This window comes from Curvibacter gracilis ATCC BAA-807 (assembly GCF_000518645.1).
GTDB lineage: Bacteria > Pseudomonadota > Gammaproteobacteria > Burkholderiales > Burkholderiaceae_C > Curvibacter > Curvibacter gracilis.
In genome coordinates, this window is record NZ_JADZ01000013.1 from 95,641 (window position 1) to 116,298 (window position 20,658).

Annotated in this window: 16 protein-coding genes; 12 read left to right on the top strand and 4 right to left on the bottom strand. The window is 68.6% G+C overall.

The annotated features are described in order from the left end of the window. Positions 1–31: 31 nt before the first annotated feature. Entirely contained in the window at positions 32–946 is a 915-nt protein-coding gene (locus tag L880_RS0111395) for an AraC family transcriptional regulator (RefSeq protein WP_027475783.1), read from the bottom strand. 111 nt (positions 947–1,057) lie between these two features. Here L880_RS0111395 and L880_RS0111400 point away from each other — a divergent pair, with 111 nt between their 5' ends. After that, entirely contained in the window at positions 1,058–2,317 is a 1,260-nt protein-coding gene (locus L880_RS0111400) for an MFS transporter (RefSeq protein ID WP_027475784.1), read from the top strand. A gap of 12 nt (positions 2,318–2,329) precedes the next feature. On the opposite strand, the gene L880_RS0111405 is transcribed toward L880_RS0111400, so the two are convergent. Then, on the bottom strand, positions 2,330–3,391 hold the full coding sequence (locus L880_RS0111405) for an ABC transporter ATP-binding protein (RefSeq protein ID WP_027475785.1): 1,062 nt from the start codon (positions 3,389–3,391) through the stop codon (positions 2,330–2,332). Between the two features lie 52 nt (positions 3,392–3,443). On the opposite strand from L880_RS0111405, the gene L880_RS0111410 reads away from it, so the two are divergent. From L880_RS0111410 to L880_RS0111445, 8 genes are all read left to right on the top strand, one after another. After that, complete coding sequence (locus L880_RS0111410; protein WP_027475786.1) at positions 3,444–5,060, top strand: ABC transporter permease; 1,617 nt, start codon at positions 3,444–3,446, stop codon at positions 5,058–5,060. Between the two features lie 159 nt (positions 5,061–5,219). Next, the gene (locus L880_RS0111415) at positions 5,220–6,266 is read left to right on the top strand and encodes a Fe(3+) ABC transporter substrate-binding protein (protein WP_027475787.1); all 1,047 of its coding nucleotides are present in this window, start codon (positions 5,220–5,222) and stop codon (positions 6,264–6,266) included. A gap of 143 nt (positions 6,267–6,409) precedes the next feature. Continuing rightward, positions 6,410–8,662 carry a TonB-dependent receptor gene (locus L880_RS0111420; RefSeq protein ID WP_027475788.1) on the top strand — a complete coding sequence of 751 codons (2,253 nt, stop codon included), beginning with the start codon at positions 6,410–6,412 and terminating at the stop codon, positions 8,660–8,662. Positions 8,663–8,674: 12 nt separating this feature from the next. Beyond that, positions 8,675–9,361: a Fe2+-dependent dioxygenase gene (locus L880_RS0111425; protein WP_027475789.1), complete on the top strand. Its 687-nt coding sequence runs from the start codon at positions 8,675–8,677 to the stop codon at positions 9,359–9,361. Continuing rightward, positions 9,346–10,449 (top strand): alpha-hydroxy acid oxidase, encoded by a 1,104-nt coding sequence (locus L880_RS0111430; RefSeq protein ID WP_027475790.1) that lies wholly within the window; start codon positions 9,346–9,348, stop codon positions 10,447–10,449. The genes L880_RS0111425 and L880_RS0111430 overlap by 16 nt, the downstream gene beginning before the upstream one ends. Before the next feature lie 105 nt (positions 10,450–10,554). Then, positions 10,555–12,267: a thiamine pyrophosphate-binding protein gene (locus L880_RS0111435; RefSeq protein ID WP_027475791.1), complete on the top strand. Its 1,713-nt coding sequence runs from the start codon at positions 10,555–10,557 to the stop codon at positions 12,265–12,267. 89 nt (positions 12,268–12,356) lie between these two features. After that, complete coding sequence (locus L880_RS0111440) at positions 12,357–12,599, top strand: type II toxin-antitoxin system Phd/YefM family antitoxin (RefSeq protein ID WP_027475792.1); 243 nt, start codon at positions 12,357–12,359, stop codon at positions 12,597–12,599. Then, positions 12,596–12,859 (top strand): Txe/YoeB family addiction module toxin, encoded by a 264-nt coding sequence (locus L880_RS0111445; RefSeq protein WP_027475793.1) that lies wholly within the window; start codon positions 12,596–12,598, stop codon positions 12,857–12,859. The genes L880_RS0111440 and L880_RS0111445 overlap by 4 nt, the downstream gene beginning before the upstream one ends. A gap of 42 nt (positions 12,860–12,901) precedes the next feature. Here L880_RS0111445 and L880_RS0111450 read toward each other — a convergent pair whose 3' ends face one another. Beyond that, positions 12,902–13,939, bottom strand: coding sequence for an MBL fold metallo-hydrolase (locus tag L880_RS0111450; RefSeq protein ID WP_027475794.1), 1,038 nt, complete (start codon positions 13,937–13,939; stop codon positions 12,902–12,904). A gap of 14 nt (positions 13,940–13,953) precedes the next feature. Next, on the bottom strand, positions 13,954–14,880 hold the full coding sequence (locus L880_RS0111455) for a LysR family transcriptional regulator (protein WP_027475795.1): 927 nt from the start codon (positions 14,878–14,880) through the stop codon (positions 13,954–13,956). A 168-nt stretch (positions 14,881–15,048) separates the two neighbouring features. On the opposite strand from L880_RS0111455, the gene L880_RS0111460 reads away from it, so the two are divergent. From L880_RS0111460 to L880_RS0111470, 3 genes are all read left to right on the top strand, one after another. After that, positions 15,049–15,915, top strand: coding sequence for an alpha/beta hydrolase (locus L880_RS0111460; RefSeq protein ID WP_027475796.1), 867 nt, complete (start codon positions 15,049–15,051; stop codon positions 15,913–15,915). A 181-nt stretch (positions 15,916–16,096) separates the two neighbouring features. Next, positions 16,097–17,380 (top strand): efflux RND transporter periplasmic adaptor subunit, encoded by a 1,284-nt coding sequence (locus L880_RS0111465; protein WP_027475797.1) that lies wholly within the window; start codon positions 16,097–16,099, stop codon positions 17,378–17,380. 31 nt (positions 17,381–17,411) lie between these two features. After that, positions 17,412–20,657 carry an efflux RND transporter permease subunit gene (locus L880_RS0111470; RefSeq protein WP_027475798.1) on the top strand — a complete coding sequence of 1,082 codons (3,246 nt, stop codon included), beginning with the start codon at positions 17,412–17,414 and terminating at the stop codon, positions 20,655–20,657. Position 20,658: the final 1 nt, after the last annotated feature.

Here is a 20,658-nt window from a genome sequence, read left to right on the forward strand (position 1 = left end):
TGTGAGGATGTAACCGGATGAACAGTGCCCCTCAGGCCGTGTCCGCGCTGGTCCGAGCTTTGCCGCTGAAGTGGCTGGGCGGCTGGCCCATGGCGGCGCGGAACATGGCGGTGAAGGCGCTTTCGCTGGCGTAGCCGCTGGCCGCGGCCACCCGGCTCACCGGCTGGCCGCGGGCCAGCAGGGGCAGGGCATAGGCCAGCGTGGCCTGCTGGCGCCATTGCTGGTAGCTCAGGCCCAGCTGCTCGCGGAACAACCGGGCCACGGTGCGCTCGCTGGCCCCGACGCTGGCCGACCATTCGGCCAGCGTGGCCCGTTCGCCCGGGGCCCGCAGCACGGCTTCACACAGGGCCCGCAGGCGCTTGTCGCCGCCGTCGCGCGGGGGCAGGGGCACGCCCATGCGGATCTGCGGGGCCTGCAGCAACTCGTCGCACAGCAGGGGCTGGATCAGGCGCTCGCGTTGCAGCAAGGCCTGTTGCCTGAGGGGTTCGACCTGGCTCAGTTGGGCGTCCGAGTGCGTGTCCAGGCCCAGCACCAGGGCGCGCATCAGCTCGGTGACCTCGATCACCACGCAGCCCTGCCAGGGGGCGTGCTGCGGGGCAGCGTTGTGGTGCAGGTACAGGGTGTGCAGGTCGGCGTCTTCCACCACATTGATCGAGTGGCTCATGCCCGCCGGCACCCAGACCGCGCGCGAGGGCGGCACGATGAAGGTGCCGTCGTCGGTGCTGAGCCGGCACACGCCGTTGAGCGAGAAGGTGAGCTGCGGCCACTCGTGGTGGTGCGGCACCACCTTGGTCTCGGCCTGCAGGTGGCGCATCTTGGCGCGCAGCGGGCGATCGGCCGTGGGCAGGTACAGGTGCGGGGTCAGGCTGTCGACCACGTCGCCCGGGGGGCGCACGGTCACGGGCCTGGCTGCGCTGCGGGCGGGGCGGCGTCGGGTGGCGGGCATGTCGGTGCTGCGATTTGTCTTGATTTCGATGGATTATGTCTTTTCATCGTCAACAAGACGAGCCCACTCCCCCTAACATGACCCTCGTCAAGCCTATCGGGAGCCCCATTCATGTCCACCACCGCCCACGCCTTGCCCGTACCCACTGTCCGCCAGGATGCCGCCCTGATCGGCCTGGTGGGGCTGGCCCACGGCATCAGCCATTTCAGCCAGCTGGTGCTGGCGCCCTTGTTCCCCTGGCTCAAGGATGCCTTTGGCGTGAGCTATACCGAGCTGGGCTTTGTGCTCACCGTGTTCTTCGTGGTGTCGTGCATCGTGCAGGCCCTGTCGGGCTTTGTGGTCGACCGCTACAGCCCGCGCCCGGTGCTGTTTGCCGGCCTGGGCCTGCTGGGCGTGGCCTTGCTGGGCTATGCCGCGGCCCCCAGCTACTGGATGCTGCTGTTCTGCGCGGTGCTGGCCGGCATGGGCAACGGGGTGTTCCACCCGGTCGACTACACCTTGTTCAACCGGAAAGTGGCCACCACCCGCCTGGGCCATGCCTACAGCGTGCACGGCATCACCGGCAGCCTGGGCTGGGCGCTGGCGCCGGCCCTGGTGGTGCCGCTGGCCATGGCTTTCTCCTGGCGCGTGGCACTGGCCAGCGCGGGTGGGCTGGCCCTGGCCGTGCTGGCCGTGCTGTGGCTCAACCGCGAGGTGCTGAGCCTGCCCAGCGCCACCGCCGCGCCCAAGCCTGCCGCGGCCTCATCGGCCAAGAGCACAGGCTCGGCCGCGGGCGGCCTTGATTTCCTGCGCATCCCGGCCGTGTGGATGTGCTTTGCCTTCTTCCTGTTCTATGCCATGGCGCTCAGCGTGGTGCAGACCTTCGCGCCCGAGGCGGCGCGCCAACTGCATGCCGTGCCCGTCACCCTGGTGGCGGTGTGCCTGACCATCTACATGGTGGCCAGCGCCGGCGGCATGGTGCTGGGCGGCTTTCTGGCCTCTGACCCCACGCGTTGTGAGCGCATCGTGGCCGTGGGCATCGGCCTGGCCGCCCTGGTGGCCCTCAGCCTGGCCCTGGCCCCGGTGCCGGCCAGCCTGGTGCCGGTGCTGTTCGGCTTCATGGGCTTTGCCAATGGCATCGCCGGGCCCTCGCGCGATCTGCTGGTCAAGCGCTCCACACCCGAGAACGCCACCGGCCGCGTCTATGGCGTGGTGTATGCGGGGCTGGACATCGGGCAGGCCATCTCGCCGCTGGTGTTCGGCCGGCTGATGGACCATGGCCAGTACACCAGCGTGCTAGTGGGCCTGGCCGTGGTGCAGGCGGTGCTGATCGCCAGCGCCTTCAATGTGCGGCGGGTGCGCCGCACAGCCTCGGGCCTGCAGCCCGCCTGATCCGCCGCGGCTTCAGGCCGCCGTGGCGAGGCGGTCGAACACCACCGGGTGTTCGGGCCGGGCCCGCACGCCGATCCAGCTGCCCACGGGGAGATCCAGGTGGCTGGGCAACTGGGCCAGCAGGCGCTGTCCGTCGCTCAGGCGCAGTTCGTACAGCGATTCGGCGCCGCGGAACAGCTTGCGGACAACCTGGGCCTGGGGGGCATCTGGTGCCGGGTCGCAGGCCACGTCGCTGGCGCGCAGCAACACGTCGCACGGCCCTTCGGCGCGTTGCGCCGGGGCCGGCAAGGGCCCCAGGGCGGTGTCGACCCAGCCCTGGCCGGCCTGGCGCTGCACATGGCCCGGTGCGAACACCCCGTGACCGATGAAGTCGGCCACAAAGCGGGTCGCCGGTTCGCGGTACACCGTGCCGGCATCGGCCCACTGGTGCATCCGCCCCTGTGACATGACCCCGATCAGGTCGCCCAGGGCAAAGGCCTCCATCTGGTCGTGGGTGACGAACAGCGCGGTGGTCTGGGCTTCCTTGAGGATGCTGCGCACCTCCTGGGCCAGGCGCTCGCGCAGTTCCACATCCAGGTTGGAGAAGGGCTCGTCGAGCAGCATCAAGTGGGGCCTGGGCGCCAGGGCCCGCGCCAGGGCCACCCGCTGCTGCTGCCCGCCCGAGAGTTCGTGCGGAAAGCGTTGGGCGCTGGAGCGCAGCCCGACCAGGGCCAGCACCTCGTCCACCCGCTGGGTTTGCTGGGCGCGCGGCTGGCGGTGCAGCCCGAAGCGGACGTTGTCGGCCACGCTGAGGTGCGGGAACAGCGCGTAGTCCTGGAACACCATGCCGATGCGCCGTCCCTCGGGCGGCACATGGCTGCCCTGGCCGCTGACCCACTCGCCAGCCAGCCGGACCGTGCCGGCGCTGACGGGTTCGAGCCCGGCCACGGCGCGCAGCAGCGTGGTCTTGCCGCAGCCCGAGGGGCCCAGCAACACCCCGATCTCGCCGGCCTTCAGGCCCAGGCTGGCGCGGTCCACCGCCAGGTGTTCGCGACCGGGGTAGCGGATCTCCAAATCAACGACATCAAGAAACATGGGGCGATTGTAGGGAGTCGAAGGGCCGCGATATTGGCTCCTACAATGCCGCATGATTTTTCGTCCGGGCTTCTTCTCGCGTGCCGTTCTCTGGGGAATTGCCCTGTTGCTGGCCTTGCCGGTGCTGGTGGTGATCGGGGCCTGGCTGCAATGGAACGAAGGCTCCAGCGAGCTGCTGCGCAACATGCTGGACACGGTGCTGCCGCGCTATGCCGGCACCACCGTGGCGCTGTCCCTGGGCGTGGGCATCGGGGTGGTTCTGCTGGGCACGCTGTGTGCAGTGCTGGTGAGCCTGTTCGATTTCCCGGGGCGTCGCACCTTTGAATGGGCCCTGTTGTTGCCCCTGGCCATGCCGGCCTATGTGCTGGCCTATGCCTACACCGACTTCCTGCAGTTCAGCGGGCCCTTGCAGACCTGGATGCGTGCGGCCTGGGGCCTGGAGGGTCGCCTGCTGCCCAACATCCGCAGCGTGGGGGGCGCGATCGGCGTCTTCATCCTCGCCTTGTACCCCTATGTCTACCTGCTGGTGCGCACGGCGCTGGCGCAGCGGGCCCAGTTGCTGATGGAGGCGGCCCGCCTGCTGGGGGCCTCGCTGGGGCGGCGCGTGTTCCGCGTGGCCTTGCCCATGGCCCGCCCGGCCATGGCGGCAGGCGCTGCCCTGGCACTGATGGAGACCTTGGCCGACTACGGCGTCTCCAGCTATTTCGGGATCCAGACCTTCACCGCCGGCATCTACAAGGCCTGGCTGGTCATGGAAGACCATATTGCGGCAGCACAGTTGGCCACGGTGCTGTTGCTGATCGTGGCGCTGCTGCTGACGCTGGAGCAGCGCTCTCAGGCGCGCCTGCGTTTTGCCAGCCAGCGGCTGGACCGGGCATCCGCAGCTTCGGCTTCGCTGAGGCTGGGCGGCTGGCGTGCCGCGCTGGCGATCGCTCTGTGTGCGCTGCCGGTGCTGCTGGGTTTTGTGCTGCCGGTGGGCTTCATGCTGCGGGCCCTGCACGCCGCCGGGGAGGTGGCCTTGCCCTGGGCGCGTTTCGGTCGCTGGGCTTTCGACAGCCTGGCGCTGGGCCTGGGCACGGCCGTGCTGGCCAGCCTGTTGGCCCTGTGGCTGTCGGCCCAGTCGCGCCTGTACCCGGGCACCCAGATGCGCTCGCTGTCCTATCTGATCGGCCTGGGCTATGCCGTGCCCGGCGCCGTGATCGTGGTCGGGCTGCTGCTGCCTGTGGGCTGGGTTCAGTCGCACTGGCCGCAAGCGTCCGTGGGGTCTTGGCTGACCACCACCTTCCTGGGGCTGATCTGGGCCTACCTGGTGCGTTTTGTGGCGGTGGCGCTGCAATCGGTGCAAAGCGGCTACAGCCGGGTGCCGGTCCACCTCGATGACAGCGCCCGCATGCTCGGGGTGGCCGGCTGGGGCCTGCTCAGGCGTGTGCACATGCCGCTGCTGCGCCAGCCCATGATGGCCGCCATCCTGCTGGTGATGGTGGATGTCATGAAGGAGCTGCCTGCGACCCTGGTGTTGCGGCCTTTCAACACCGACACCCTGGCCGTGATCACCCATCAGCTGGCGCGTGACGAGCGCCTGGGCGAGGCGGCCTTGCCGGCCCTGGCCCTGGTGCTGGTGGGCCTGGTGCCGGTGATCCTGCTGAGCCGCACCCTGCGCCGTCGTTAGTCTCGCGCAACACCTCGTTCATCGGGTGTTCAGATCTTTATGAGAATCATTCTTGTTCGTGATAGCATTTGACTTCCCTTTGCATTGAGTTGCCAAGGAAGAGCAAATCCTTCACCTGAATCGAACCATCACGAGCTGACCTTGGCGAGGCCCTGACGCATGCGACGCATCCTTCCGATCTTCTTATTGGCCCTGGCGGCCCCGTGGCTGTCCGCCCAGGCGGACGAGGGCGCTGTCAACCTCTACTCGGCGCGCCATTACCAGAGCGACGATGCGCTCTACAGCGCCTTCACCAAGGCCACCGGTATCAAGATCAACCGGGTCGATTCCGATGACGCCGGCATCCTCAGCCGCCTCAAGGCCGAAGGCAGCGCCTCGCCGGCCGATGTGATCCTGCTGGTGGATGCGGCCCGCCTGTGGCGTGCCGAAAACGATGGCCTGTTCCAGCCGATCCGCTCCAAGACCCTCGAAGAAGCCATTCCTGCACAGTTCCACGCCCAGCCCAAGGCCGACGGCGGCATCGCCTGGTTCGGTTTTTCGACCCGTGCCCGCGTCATCGTCTTCAACAAGCTCAAGTACCGCAAATCCGATTTCGACACCTACGACAAGCTCGCCGATCCCCAGTTCAAGGGCAGGCTCTGCACCACCACCGGTTCGTCGCCCTACAACGTGAGTCTGTTCGGTTCGATGATCGAGCACATCGGCCCGGCGGCCACCGAGACCTGGCTGCAAGGCCTGGTCAACAACATGGCCCGTTCGCCCCAGGGCGGTGACACGGACCAGATCCGCGCCGTGGCCAGTGGTGAATGCGGTGTGGCCCTTTCCAACAGCTATTACTACGCCCGTCTGATGCGCTCCAGCAACCCCGAAGACCGGGCCGTGGTGGAGAAGGTGGGGGTGGTGTTCCCCAACCAGTCCAGCTGGGGCACGCACGTCAATGTGGCCGGCGGTGCCGTCGCCCGCTACTCGAAGAACCAGGCCAACGCCGTCAAGTTCCTCGAGTACCTGGCCAGCCCCGAAGCGCAAAAGCATTTCGCCAACGGCAACAACGAGTGGCCGGTGGCCAAGGGTGTGCAGTTCGACAACGCCGCCCTCAAATCGATGGCGGGTGGCGGCAGCTTCAAGAGCGAAGTCATCCCCGTGAGCGCAGCCGGCCAGAACCAGACCAAGGTGCAGCAGATGCTGGACCGCGTCGGCTACCGCTGACCGTTTTCCCTGGGTGGTGGTCGTGCCCAGCGGGCAAGCCACGCCATTTTTCAACTCAGCCAGCGACCTGTACTGCGCGGTGCGGGGCGTCAGCCAACGGCCCGGGCTTCTGCCCCAGGGCCCACCCACACACTGGAGTTTTCATGCAACGCAAAAAGATGTCCCGAAATCAGCAAAGTGTGGCGCGCCAGGCCGCGCCCGCCCCTGGCAAAGTGCTGCCGCTGGCCGCGCTCATGTTGGCCGGCTCCCTGGGCACGGCCCAGCAGGCGATGGCGCAGAGCGAGGAGAAGTCCCTCAGCACCGTGACCGTCAAGGACACCAAGGAGGGCCCGACCATTGCCAAGGAGAGCCTGCTCGTCAAGCAGACCGGCATCGCCAAGGGCAACCAGGACATCCGCGACATTCCCCAGACCGTGACGGTGATGACCGAGCACTACATGGATGACCGCAACTACGATGACCTGCGCGAAGTGCTCAAGTCGGTCTCGGGCGTGACCTTCCAGGCTGGCGAAACGGGCGAAGAAGATGTGCGCATCCGGGGCTTCTCGCTCCAGCAGGCCGGCGACATCTATGTCGATGGCCTGCACGACAACGCCATGGTCCAGCACGACACCTTCAACCTCGACCGGGTCGAGGTGCTCAAGGGCTCGGCCTCCATGCTGTTCGGCAAAGGCTCGACCGGCGGGGTGGTCAACCAGGTCAACAAGCAGCCTTTCCTGATGGACCAGAGCGAGATCAACGGCACCGTGGGCAACGGCCGCTCGGCCCGCGTCTCGGCGGACATCAACCGTCAGACCGGCGAGTCGTCGGCCTTCCGGGTGAACATCATGCGTCACCAGGCCGACAACTGGGGCGCAACGGTCAAGAAGGAGGGCGTGGCCCCCACCTACCGCTGGGGCATCGGCGAGCGCGACGAGTACTCGATCGGCATGTACCACCTGCGCACCGAGGGGCGCCCGATGTACAACCACCCCTGGCTGATCAACAACGGCAGCACCACCGCCAGCAACAACAGCACCGGCACCATCACCCCCGTGCTCGACGCCACCGCCTACTACGGGCTGGCCAGCGACTACCTGCGCACCGAGTCCAACTACGGTACGGTCACCCACAAGCGCCGACTCGATGGCGATGCCGAGATCAAGACCACGCTGCGTTACGGCCACTACTCGCGTGATCTGCTGGCCAGCAACATCAGCTGGGGCAGCGTGACCACCGCGTCCAGCCTCAGCGGCAGCACGGTGCTCAACCGCCGCTTCAAGGCGCGTCGCAACGACTCCAACATGCTGCAGGTGCAAAGCGAGTACACCGGCAACGCCAACTGGGGCGGCTTCAAGCACAGCCTGGTGGGCGGGGTCGACTACTACGACCAGCGTGCGCTGCAGAACAACAATGCCACGGCCGGTCTGGCCACACCCCCCACCACCACGGTGGGAAATCCCGACAACGGCGCCTTCGTGCAGGACACCCGCGCGGTCGCCATGGCGCCCTTCCGTGCCCGCTCGCTGGGCTTCTACGGCCAGGACGTCATGAGCCTGACCGAACAGATCAAGCTGGTCGGCGGCCTGCGCTACGACCGCTTCATGGGCAAGTACGGCGACACCAGCGGCAACAGCTTCAGCATGGACAACAACCTCTGGAGCCCGCGCCTGGGGGCCATCTGGCAACCCAATGACACCTCGTCCTACTACGCCTCGTACGGCACCTCGTACAACACCTCGGGTGACACCTACCAGTACGGCACGGTCAACCTGAGCCTGTCGGGCACCAACGCCACCCTGCTCAACACCCCGCCGGAAAAGAGCCGCAATTTCGAACTGGGCGCCAAGTACGATGTCTTCGACAAGAAGGGCTTGTTCGGTGTGGCGCTGTTCCGCAGCGAGAAGTACAACGAGCGCAACACCGACGTCGACACGGTAGCCAATCAGTACCTGCTCTCGGGCAAGCGCCATGCCACCGGCATGGAGTTCAACTTCGCCGGTCGCCTGACCCCGGCCTGGGAGGTGTTCTACAACCACACCTGGATCCCCTCGGCCACCATCGACGTCAGCAGCGTGGCCTCCACCAGCGCTGCCCAGCGCCAGGGCGATCGTCCGGCCCTCACACCCAAGCACAGTGCCACCCTCTGGAGCACCTACCGCGTGCTGCCGGGCTGGCGTGTCGGTGGCGGTCTGAACTACCGGGGTGCCCAGAATCCTGACCAGAACCGCAACGTCGTCGCCCAGGCCTTCACCACCGTCGATGCCATGGTCGAACACAACCTGACCAGCAACACCCTGCTGCGTCTGAACGTGAGCAACCTGACCAACAAGCTGTATGCTGACCAGCTCTACCGAGGCTTTTACGTGCCCGGCGCGCCGCGTCGCATCGAGCTGAGCGTCAAGGCCCTGTTCTGACCTGGGGAGCCCATGCTGCTGCAACTCAAGAACCTGCTGAGCGCGGAAGAACTCGGCATCGCCCGTGCCCTGCTCGGGGACGACGCGCCATGGATCGATGGGCGCAGCAGCGCGGGCGTCCAGGCCCTGACACAGAAGAACAATGAGCAGCTGGCGCAGGACAGCGAAGCCTCCCGCACCCTGCAGGCCCTGATCCTCGGGGCCCTGCGGCGCGATCCGCTGTTCTTCTCGGCAGCCCTGCCGCGCAAGATCTTCAACCCGCTGTTCAACCGCTACGGTGGCGGCAGCAATTTCTACGGCCCCCATGTGGATGGGGCGGTGCTGCACTCCAAGGCCTCGCAGGAGTGGGTTCGCACCGATGTCTCCTGCACCGTCTTCCTCAGCGACCCGGCCGATTACGACGGTGGCGAGCTGCTGGTGCAGGACACCTATGGCAGCCGTGGCGTCAAACTGGCGGCGGGCGATGCGGTGCTGTACCCCGGCACCAGCGTGCACCAGGTCACCCCCGTCACCCGCGGCCACCGGGTGGCCAGCTTTCTCTGGATCGAGAGCATGGTGCGCAGCGATGAGCAGCGCCGCATCCTGTTCGACCTCGACATGAACCTGCTCAAGCTGCGCGCCCAGCTGGGCGAAACCCCCGAGACCACGGCCCTGACCGGCGTCTACCACAACCTGTTGCGGCAATGGGCGCAGACCTGAAGGGCTTGCCCGCCACCTTGCCGGATTACGCCCAGCGGGCCCAGGAGCGCCTCACGCCCGAGGCCTGGGCCTATTTCGATGGCGGCGCGGGCGACGAGTGGACCCAGCGCCGCAACGTGGCCGCCTGGGCCCGCTGGGGCCTGCGGCCCCGGGTTCTGCAGGACCTGCGTGAAGGCCACACCCGTGTGCACCTGCTGGGCCGCGAGCTGCCCACCCCCCTGATCGTGGCCCCCATGGCCTACCAGTGTTGGGCCCACCCCGATGGCGAGCGGGCCATGGCCCTGGCGGCCAGCAGCCAGCAATGCGGCTTTGTGCTCAGCCAGCACAGCACCACAGCGCTGCAGCAGGTCGCCCCCTTGATGCGGGCCGAGGCCGTGCGCGGCCCGCTGTGGATGCAACTGGCCAACGGCACCGACCGCGGCCATTTGCTGGAGTTGATGGCCGAGGCTGAGCGCGCCGGCTACGAGGCCCTGGTGCTCAGCGTCGATGCGCCGGTGCAGGGCAGCCGCGACCGGGTGCGCCGTCTGGGCGCCCAGCCGTCCGCGGCCCTGGTCACGCCGCATTGGCGGGCGGCCCCATCGGCGCCGGAGGGCCTGTGCGGCGGCACCGTCGAGCAGGCGCTGCGCTGGGACGACCTTGCCTGGCTGCAGGCGCGCACCCAGCTGCCCCTGCTGCTCAAGGGCATCACCCACCCCCTGGACGCGCGCCAGGCCGCCCGCCTGAACGTGGCGGGCGTGGTGCTCAGCAACCATGGCGGCCGCGTGCTCGACACCCAGCCGGCCACGGCCGAATGCCTGCCCGAGCTGGCCGATGCGCTGCAGGGCGACGCCGCCTTGCTGGTGGACGGCGGCATCCGGCGTGGCACCGATGTGTTCAAGGCCCTGGCCCTGGGCGCCCAGGCCGTGTTGATCGGCCGGCCCTGCCTGTGGGGCCTGGCGGCCCAGGGCGCCATGGGGGCGGCCCATGTGCTGCGCCTGTTGCGCGATGAGTTCGAGATGGCCCTGGCCCTGTGCGGTTGCCGCTCGCCGGCCGACATCTCCCGCGATCACCTGCGGGCCCTGGATCGCGCGGTCGACGACGCGCCCTGAGCAAACGGGCTCAGCCGAGCTGAATCCCGGCAAGCCATCAGGGCAGGGAAGCCATTACGATCAGGGCTCCCCCATTGATCTCCATTTCACCCGAGAAGACACCCCATGGCAGAGCAGCAGATCGCAGGACACTTGTTGGTTGAATGCCTGATCGCCCAAGGCGTGGACACTGCCTTCGGCGTGCCCGGCGAAAGCTACCTGGCGGTATTGGACGGCTTTCACCGCTACCGCGAACACATCCGTTTCATCACCTGCCGCCAGGAGGGCGGTGCCGCCTTCATGGCCGAGGCCGCCGGCAAGCTGACCGGGCGCCCTGGGGTCTGCCTGGTCACGCGCGGGCCCGGTGCCACCAACGCGTCGATTGGCGTGCACACTGCGTTCCAGGATTCCACCCCCATGGTCTTGCTGGTGGGCGATGTGGGCAGCGATTTCCGCGACCGCGAGGCCTTCCAGGAGATCGACTTCCAGAGCTTCTTCGGCCCCAGCACCAAGGGCATGGCCAAGCGGGTCGAGCGCATCGATGACGCGCGCCGCATCCCCGAGTACATCGCCCGCGCCTTTGCCACCGCCATGAACGGCCGCCCCGGCCCGGTGGTGCTGGTGCTGCCCGAAGACATGCTGACCCAGACCGTGAGCGCCACGCCCCTGCCGCGGGTGGAGCCGGTGCAGGCCTGGAGCGACCCGGGTTCGCTGCGCGACCTGCGTGCCCTGCTGATGCAGGCCCAACGCCCCTTCGTGATCGCCGGTGGCGGCGGCTGGACCCCGCAGGCCGCCCAGGCCCTGCAGCGCTTTGCCGAGAACTGGCAACTGCCCGTGGGCAATGCCTTCCGCTTTCAAGACACCTTCGACAACCACCACCCGCTGTACGCGGGCGATGTGGGCATCGGCATCAACCCCCGCCTGGCCGCACGCATCCGTGAGGCCGATCTGGTGATCGCCATCGGCCCGCGCCTGGGCGAGATGACCACCAGCGGCTACACCCTGCTCGAGGCCCCGCGCCCGCGTCAGAAGCTGGTGCACATCCATGCCAGCGCCGAAGAGCTCAACCGCGTCTACCAGGCCGACCTGGTCATCCATGCCAGCATGAACGCCGCCGCGCGCAGCCTGGAGGTGCTCAGCGCGCCGGTCAGCCTGCCCTGGGCCGATTGGGCCGCCGCCGCCCATGCCGACTACCAGGCCAATCTGCAGCCCCAGGCCCTGCCGGGCCTGGACATGGCGCAGCCCGGCGTGATCGACATGCCGGCCGTGGTGGCCCTGCTGCAAAAGCACCTGCCAGCCGATGCGGTGCTCACCAATGGCGCGGGCAACTTTGCCAGCTGGGTGCACCGCTACTTCCGCCACTTCGGCCTGGCCCGCGGGCACAAGACCCAGCTGGCCCCCACGGTGGGCGCCATGGGCTACGGCGTGCCGGCCGGCATCGCGGCCAACCTGCTCACCGGGCGGGTGGCCTTCACCATCGCGGGCGACGGCGACTTCCTCATGAACGGGCAAGAGCTCGCCACCGCGGCCCAGCACGGCGGCAAGAGCCTCATCGTGCTGCTCAACAACGGCATGTACGGCACCATCCGCATGCACCAGGAGCGCGAATACCCCAGCCACGTCAGCGGCTCGGCCCTGGCCAACCCCGACTTCTGTGCCCTGGCCCGCGCCTATGGCTACGCGGCCGAGCAGGTCACCCGCACCGAAGACTTCGAAGCCGCCCTGCTGCGCGCCCTGGCCGCTGAGCGCGGCACCGTGATCGAGATCCCGCTCAGCCCCGAGGTCATCACCACACGCAGCACCCTGAGCGCCATCCGCGAGACTGCGCTCAAGCGTTGAGGCGCTGAGGTGGGCTCCGGGTCTTGGCCCCGGGGCTCTGTTTGACCTGGCGTACCTTTTGACGTACGCTTTTGACACAGGAGTTCATCATGGTCACACTCACCGCCAGCGAAGCACGCGCCAATCTGTACCGCCTCATGGACCAGGCGGCCGAGTCGCACCAGCCCATCACCATCTCCGGCAAGCGCCACGACGCTGTGCTGGTGTCGGCGGAGGATTGGCAGGCCATTCAGGAGACGCTCTACCTGCTGTCGGTGCCCGGCATGCGTGAGTCGATTCGGGAGGGCATGGCCACCCCGGTCGAGTCCTGCGCCCAGGAGCTGGACTGGTGAGCTGGCAGCTGGTCTACACCCGGCATGCGCAAAAAGACGCTCAAAAGCTGCTGGCCAGCGGCCTCAAAGCCAAGGCCCAGGAACTGCTGGCCATCCTGCGTGAGAACCCGTTTCAGAATCCGCCGCCCTATGAGAAGCTGGTCGGCGATCTGACCGGGGCCTACTCGCGTCGCATCAACATCCAGCACCGTCTGGTCTACGAGGTGTTGCAGGCGCAGGGCGTGGTCAAGGTGCTTCGCATGTGGTCGCACTATGAGTGAACTGGCTGTGCGGGTCTTGCCCGCGGCCGCAACAGCCTGAGTTCACTCCACCGCCGTCCACCAGCCCTGCGACAGGGCCGGTGCGCGCAGGTCCAGGCGCTCGCCCATCTGCGGCGCCACCAGGGGCACGCCGGCCTGGCGGGCCAGGCCGGCGATGCGGTCAAACGGCTCGTGCCAGGGGTGCAGGGCCAGGTCGAAGGTGCCGTTGTGGATGGGCATCAGGTGCCGCGCCCGCACATCCAGGTGGGCCTGCAGGCTTTGTTCGGGCTGCATGTGCACATCGGGCCAGTCGGCGTTGTAGGCACCGGTCTCCATCAGACTGATGTCGAAGGGGCCGAAGCGCTCGCCGATGGTCTTGAAGCCCTTGAAATACCCGGTGTCGCCGCTGAAGAACACCCGCAGATCGTCCTGGATCAGCACCCACGAGGCCCACAGCGTGCTGTTGCCATCCTTCAGGCTGCGGCCCGAGAAATGCTGGGCCGGCGTGGCCACCAGGCGCAGGCCCTGCACCTGGGCTTCCTGCCACCAGTCCAGCTGTTGCACCTTGGCCGCGGGCACGCCCCAGGCGATCAGCCGATCGCCCACGCCCAGCGGCGTCACAAAGTGCGCCACCTTGGGGGCCAGCTGCGCGATGGCGGCCCGGTCCAGGTGGTCGTAGTGGTCGTGCGACAGCAGCACGCCGGTGATCTCGGGCAGGTCTTCGATGCGCAGCGGCGGCGCGTGAAAGCGCTTGGGGCCCATGAAGGCGAAGGGCGAGGCGCGCTCGGCAAACACCGGGTCGGTCAGCCAGAACTGCTGGCCCAGCTTCATCAGCATCGTGGAGTGGCCCAGCCGCCACAGGCTCATGTCGGGCGCGGCCAGCAGCTCGGCCCGGCTCAGCGCCTGCACCGGGATGGGCCGCGCCGGCACCGTGTTGGCTGGCTTGCCGAACAGAAAGCGCCACATCACGGCCAGGGTCTTGAGGGTGCCCAGGGCATGGCGTGGTGCCGCGTTGCGGAACTTGCCGCCGCGCCACTGGGGCGAATCGGCATAAGGGGCTGCTTCGACAGGGGCGGGGCGGGCGCACAGGCTGGTGTTCATGGGGCGGCTTGGGTTCAGGCGGGCAGGGGGCTGCCCTGCAACAGAGGCTGGTTGGCAAACAGTTCGGCGGCCCAGTCGACAAAGGCGCGCACCTTGGCGCTCAGGTGCCGGTTGGGCGGGTAAACCACAAACACCGGCAGCAGCGGGTGCCCCCATTCGGGCAGCAGGCGCTGCAAGGCGCCGCTGGCCAGGTAGGGCTGGGCCTGGAAGGTGGTGATCTGCCCGATGCCCAGGCCCTGCAGCAGGGCCTCGGTGTAGGCGTTCGATTCGTTCACGCTGATGCGGTAGGGGCCGGGGATCTCGATCACCTCTTCGCCCTGGTGGAATTCCAGCGGGTACTGGCGGTTGGTGTGGGCCCCGAAATAGGTCACGATGGTGTGCTCGCGCTCGATGTCCAGCGGGTGCGCGGGCACGCGGCGGCGCTGCAGGTAGCTGGGCGCGGCCACGGTGATGAACTCGAGGTTGCCGATGCGCCGCGCCACCAGCGACTGCTCGATCAGGTTGCCACCCCGGATCACGCAGTCCACGTTGTCCGAGATCATGTCCACGATGCGGTCACTCACGCCCAGGTCGAGCTGGATGTCGGGGTAGCGCTCCTGGAAGCGCGCCAGGTTCGGGATGATCAGCAGCCGCGCAATCGTGCTGCCCACGTCCACACGCAGGCGCCCGCGCGGGTTGGCGCGGGCCTGGCTCATGCTGGCCTCGATGTCGTCCAGCTCGGCCAGCAGGCGCACGGTGCGCTCGTAGTAGGCCGCGCCGTCGGCCGTCACCGTGACGCGGCGGGTGGTGCGGTTGAGCAGTTGCACCCGCAGCCGGGCCTCCAGGGCCTGGATGTGCTTGGTCACCGTGGCCTTGGGCAGGTTCAGTGAATCGGCCGCGCGCGTGAAGGTGCCGGCTTCCACCACGCGGGTGAATATGCGCATGGCCTGGATCTGGTCCATGGGCTCTCCTGTTGTTGTGCCCGGTTGGGTCTGGCTCAAATTCTCACATGACGGCCGGTCGGTATTGTTGGGCGTTTGGAAACACTGCTGTGGCGAACAAGGTGTTTATGGCGTCGGCATCTGCCACTAAAGTCGCACCATCCCATCTTGTTGCGAGCCTTGTCCACCATGCCCAGCACCCCTGAAACCGATTCGTCCTGCACTGCCGCAGGCACGCCACCGCTCCACCCCGGGGTCGACAGCCAGGTCGACCTGCCCGGCGGCAAGAGCGTGGCGGTGCGGGTGTACGGCCGCAAGACGCCGGGCGAGGCCAAGCCTCTGGTGGTGCACTTCCACGGCGGCGCCTTTGTGTCGGGCGATCTGGACAACGGCTGCACCGTGGCCCAGCTGCTGCTGAGCGCTGGCGCGGTGGTGGTCTCGGTGGCCTACCCGCTGGCGCCGCAGCACCCCTTCCCCAATGCGGCCGAGGCCGGCTACGAGGTGCTCAAGTGGGTGTTCCGCCAGCGCACCCGCATGGCCGGTACCGGCGCGCTGGTCTATCTGGCCGGTGAAGAGGCCGGCGGCAACGTGGCCGCCGCCGTGAGCCTGATGGCGCGCGACCAGGCCCACCCGCCGCTGGCCGGGCAGATCCTGCTGTCGCCCATGCTCGACCCCTGCGTGGGCACGCCCTCGCTGCGCCAGGCCACCGGCAGCGCCACCTGCTGCAAGTGGGTGGAAGGCTGGCTCAGCTACCTGCGCAGCCCGCGCGATGCCGAGCACCCCTATGCGGTGCCGGCGGGCTCGATGCGCTTGCAAGGCCTGCCCCCCACCCTGGTGCTGGTGGGCCCGGACGACCCCATGCGCGACGAGGCCATGGCCTATGTCACCCGCTTGCAGGCCGCCGGTCTGCAGGCCCGCGGCGAGGTGCTGAGCGCCGCGCAGCACTGGCCCGACGCCCTGCTGGCCGCCCAGGCCCAGGCCTGCCCCTGTGCCGGCGCGGTGCAGGCGCAGTTCCAGCGCTTTTTCGAGGACACCTGTCACCCGGTGCCTTCCTAGCCCGTCATTCAACGCGGCCCTCCCGGCCCTGACTTTTTATTGCTGATCACCGGCCCCGGCCGGTGATTCGGGCGTTGCTCGCCCGATTTTTCTTGTTTTTCCATCTTGCAGTGCTGCCTGCGGGCCCGTGTGGCCCGGCGGGGTGGGCTGCGTCACGCCTTTTTGTCTTGGAGGACCTGCCATGAACCCGACCCCTGAATCCACACCCACCGCCCAGGCTGACCCCGCCCCAACCAAGGACTCAACCAAGGCCTCCAACCCAGTCTCGCGTCGACCGCTGTGGCTGTCGGCCGTCGCCTTGGCCGTGCTGGCCACCACGGGCGCGGCCTTCCTGGGCCTGCCCAGCTCGCATGCCGATGCCCCGACCGAGCAGGCCCCCGCGGCCACCCCGGTCTCGGTGGCCACGGTGGCCGAGCAGCCCATCGCCTTGTGGGACGAGTTCTCGGGCCGGCTGGAGGCCGTGCAGCGCGTGGACCTGCGCCCCCGCGTGGCCGGCGCCGTGCAGACCGTGAACTTCCGCGAAGGCTCGCTGGTGCAGGCCGGTGATCTGCTGTTCAGCCTGGACCCAGCGCCCTTTGCCGCCGAGGTGGACCGGGCCCAGGCCCAGGTGGCGGCGGCCCAGGCCCGCGTGGCCTACAGCCAGAGCGAGCTGGAGCGCGCCACCCGCCTGTGGGAGGAGCGCGCCATCGCCCAGCGTGAGTTGGACGAGCGCCAGAACGCCCAGCGCGAGGCCGATGCCAACCTGCGTGCCGCCCAGGCCGCGCTGCAAAGCGCCCGCCTGAACCTGGGTTACGCCCAGGTGCGTGCGCCCATCAGCGGGCGCATCGGGCGCATCGAAGTCACGGCCGGCAACCTGGTGGCCGCTGGCGCCGGCGCCCCGGTGCTGACCACCCTGGTCTCGGTGAACCCGATCTACGCGAGTTTCGAGGCCGATGAGCAACTGATCGCGCAGGCGCTGCAAGGCCTGGGCAGCGGCCAGAGCGCCCGCGCCCGCATCGAGCGCATCCCCGTGCAGATGGGCACGGCCGAGGGGGGCAGCACCCCGTACAGCGGCCACCTGCAGCTGGTGGACAACCAGGTCGACGTGCGCAGCGGCACGGTGCGCGTGCGCGCCGTGTTCGACAACCCCGACGGCCGCCTGATGCCGGGCCAGTTCGCCCGCCTGCGCATGGGCCAGGCCCAGACCCGGCCGGCCCTGCTGGTGCATGAGCGCGCCGTGGGCACCGACCAGAACAAGAAGTTCGTGCTGGTGGTGGGCCCCGACCACAAGGCCGAGTACCGCGAGGTGACGCTGGGCGCGCCGGTCGACGGCCTGCGCGTGGTCAAGAGCGGCCTCAAGGCCGGCGAGCAGGTGGTCGTCAACGGCCTGCAGCACATCCGCCCCGGTGCCCTGGTCAGCCCGCAGACCGTGCCCATGAAGCCGGAGGCGGCGGCCTCCGCCACCCCAGCGGCCCCTGCCGCCTGAGGCGCGAGCGCCCCGACACGAGATCGAACCCATGAACCTGTCCAAATTCTTCATTGACCGCCCCATCTTTGCGGGCGTGTTGTCGGTGCTGATGCTGATCGCCGGCCTGCTGGCCCTGCGCGTGCTGCCGGTGTCCGAATACCCCGAGGTGGTGCCGCCCCAGGTGGTGGTGCGCGCCAACTACCCCGGCGCCAACCCCAAGGTGATCGCCGAGACCGTGGCCACCCCGCTGGAGGAGGCCATCAACGGTGTCGAAGGCATGCTCTACATGGGCAGCCAGGCCACCACCGACGGCCTGCTCACGCTGACCGTCACCTTCCGCCTGGGCACCGACCCCGACAAGGCCCAGCAGCTGGTGCAGAACCGCGTGGCCCAGGCCGAGGCGCGCCTGCCCGAAGAGGTGCGCCGCCTGGGCCTGGCCACCGTCAAGAGCTCGCCCGACCTGACCCTGGTGGTGCACCTGCTGTCGCCGGGCGGCCGCTACGACATGACCTACCTGCGCAACTACGCGGTGCTCAACGTGAAAGACCGGCTGGCCCGCGTCAAGGGCGTGGGCGAGGTGCAGCTGTTCGGCTCGGGCGACTACTCGATGCGCGTCTGGCTGGACCCGCAGAAAGTGGCCCAGCGCGGCCTGTCGGCCAACGACGTGGTGCGCGCCATCCGCGAGCAGAACGTGCAGGCCGCGGCCGGTGTGGTCGGCGCCTCGCCCGGCCTGCCCGGGGCGGACCTGCAACTCTCCATCAACGCCCAGGGCCGCCTGCAAAGCGAGGAAGAGTTCGGCGACATCATCGTCAAGACCGGCAGCGACGGCGCCGTCACCCGGCTGCGCGATGTGGCCCGGCTGGAGCTGGGCGCCGCCTCGTACGCGCTGCGCTCGCTGCTCGACAACAAGGACGCGGTGGCCGTGCCCATCTTTGCCGCGCCGGGCTCGAACGCGATCCAGATCTCGGACGATGTGCACGCCGCCATGGCCGATCTCAAGAAGGCCATGCCCGATGGCATGGACTACCAGATCGTCTACGACCCCACCCAGTTCGTGCGCGCCTCCATCGACTCGGTGGTACACACCCTGCTTGAGGCCGTGGCCCTGGTGGTGCTGGTGGTGATCCTGTTCCTGCAGACCTGGCGCGCCTCCATCATCCCGCTGCTGGCGGTGCCGGTGTCGGTGGTGGGCACCTTTGCGGTGATGCAGCTGTCGGGCTTCTCGGTCAACGCACTGAGCCTGTTCGGCCTGGTGCTGGCCATCGGCATCGTGGTGGACGACGCCATCGTGGTGGTGGAGAACGTGGAGCGCAACATCGAAGCCGGCCTGTCGCCGCGCGAGGCCACCTACCGCGCCATGCGCGAGGTCTCGGGGCCCATCATCGCCATCGCCCTGGTGCTGTGTGCGGTGTTCGTGCCGCTGGCCTTCATCAGCGGCCTGACCGGGCAGTTCTACCGCCAGTTCGCGCTGACCATCGCCATCTCGACCATCATCTCGGCCGTCAACTCGCTCACCCTGTCGCCGGCCCTGGCCGCCTTGCTGCTCAAGGGGCATGACGCGCCCAAGGATGCGCTCACCCGCGGCATGGACCGGGTGCTGGGCCGCTTCTTTGCCGGCTTCAACCGCCTGTTCGGGCGCGGTGCGGCAGCCTACAGCGGTGGCGTCACCCGCGTGATCGCCCGCAAGGGCGCCATGATGGGCCTGTACCTGGTGCTGGGCCTGCTCACGCTGGGCCTGTTCAAGAGCGTGCCCGGCGGTTTTGTGCCGGCGCAGGACAAGCAGTACCTGATCGGCTTTGCCCAGTTGCCCGATGGCGCCACGCTGGATCGCACCGAGCAGGTGATCCGACGCATGAGCGAGATCGCCCTGGCCCAGCCGGGCGTGGAGCACGCGGTGGCCTTTCCGGGCCTGTCCATCAACGGCTTCACCAACAGCTCCAACTCGGGCATCGTGTTCGCCACCCTCAAGCCCTTTGAAGAGCGGCGCGACCCCAGCCTGAGCGCGGGCGCCATCGCCGGCCAGCTCAACCAGAAGTACGCCGGCCTGCAGGACGCCTTCATCGCCATGTTCCCGCCGCCGCCGGTGGCCGGCCTGGGCACCACGGGGGGCTTCAAGCTGCAGATCGAAGACCGGGGCTCGCAAGGCTATGCCGCGCTGGACGGCGCGGTGAAGGCCTTCATGACGCGGGCCTACCAGACGCCCGAGCTGGCCGGCCTGTTCACCAGCTTCCAGGTCAACGTGCCCCAGCTCTATGCCGACATCGACCGCACCCGGGCGCGCCAGCTGGGCGTGCCGGTGACCGAGGTGTTCGACACCCTGCAGATCTACCTGGGCAGCCTGTACGCCAACGACTTCAACCGCTTTGGCCGCACCTACAGCGTGCGCGTGCAGGCCGACGCGCCCTACCGCGCCCGGGCCGAAGACGTGGGCCTGCTCAAGGTGCGCTCCAGCAGCGGCGAGATGGTGCCCCTGTCGGCCCTGCTGAAGATCGAGCCCAGCTTCGGGCCCGAACGTGCCATGCGCTACAACGGCTACCTGTCGGCCGACATCAATGGCGGGCCTGCGCCCGGCTACTCCAGCGGCCAGGCCCAGGCGGCGGTGGCCCGCATCGCGGCCGAGACCCTGCCGCCGGGCTTCAGCTACGAATGGACCGAGCTCACCTACCAGGAGATCCTGGCCGGCAACTCGGCGGTGTGGGTGTTCCCGCTGGCCATCCTGCTGGTGTTCCTGGTGCTGGCCGCACAGTACGAAAGCCTGACGCTGCCGCTGGCCATCATCCTGATCGTGCCCATGGGCCTGCTGGCCGCCATGACCGGGGTGTGGCTGTCACGCGGCGACAACAACGTCTTCACCCAGATCGGGCTGATGGTGCTGGTGGGGCTGTCGGCCAAGAACGCGATCCTGATCGTCGAATTTGCGCGTGAGCTCGAGTTCGCCGGCCGCAGCCCGCTGCAGGCCGCCATCGAAGCCAGCCGGCTGCGCCTGCGCCCCATCCTGATGACCTCGCTGGCCTTTGTGATGGGCGTGCTGCCCCTGGTGCTGTCCACCGGGGCCGGCGCCGAGATGCGCCGCGCCATGGGCGTGGCCGTGTTCGCCGGGATGATCGGCGTGACCGCCTTCGGCCTGTTCCTGACCCCGGTGTTCTACGTGCTGCTGCGGCGCCTGACCGGCAACCGGCCGCTGATCCAGCACGGCAGCCATGTCGCGCCGGTGGGCCCGGCCGATCTGGCCCCGGCCGCCTCCGGTGCCCAGGGCCGCCCCGTGCTGGCCGCCCCCCGCCAAGACCATGATTGAA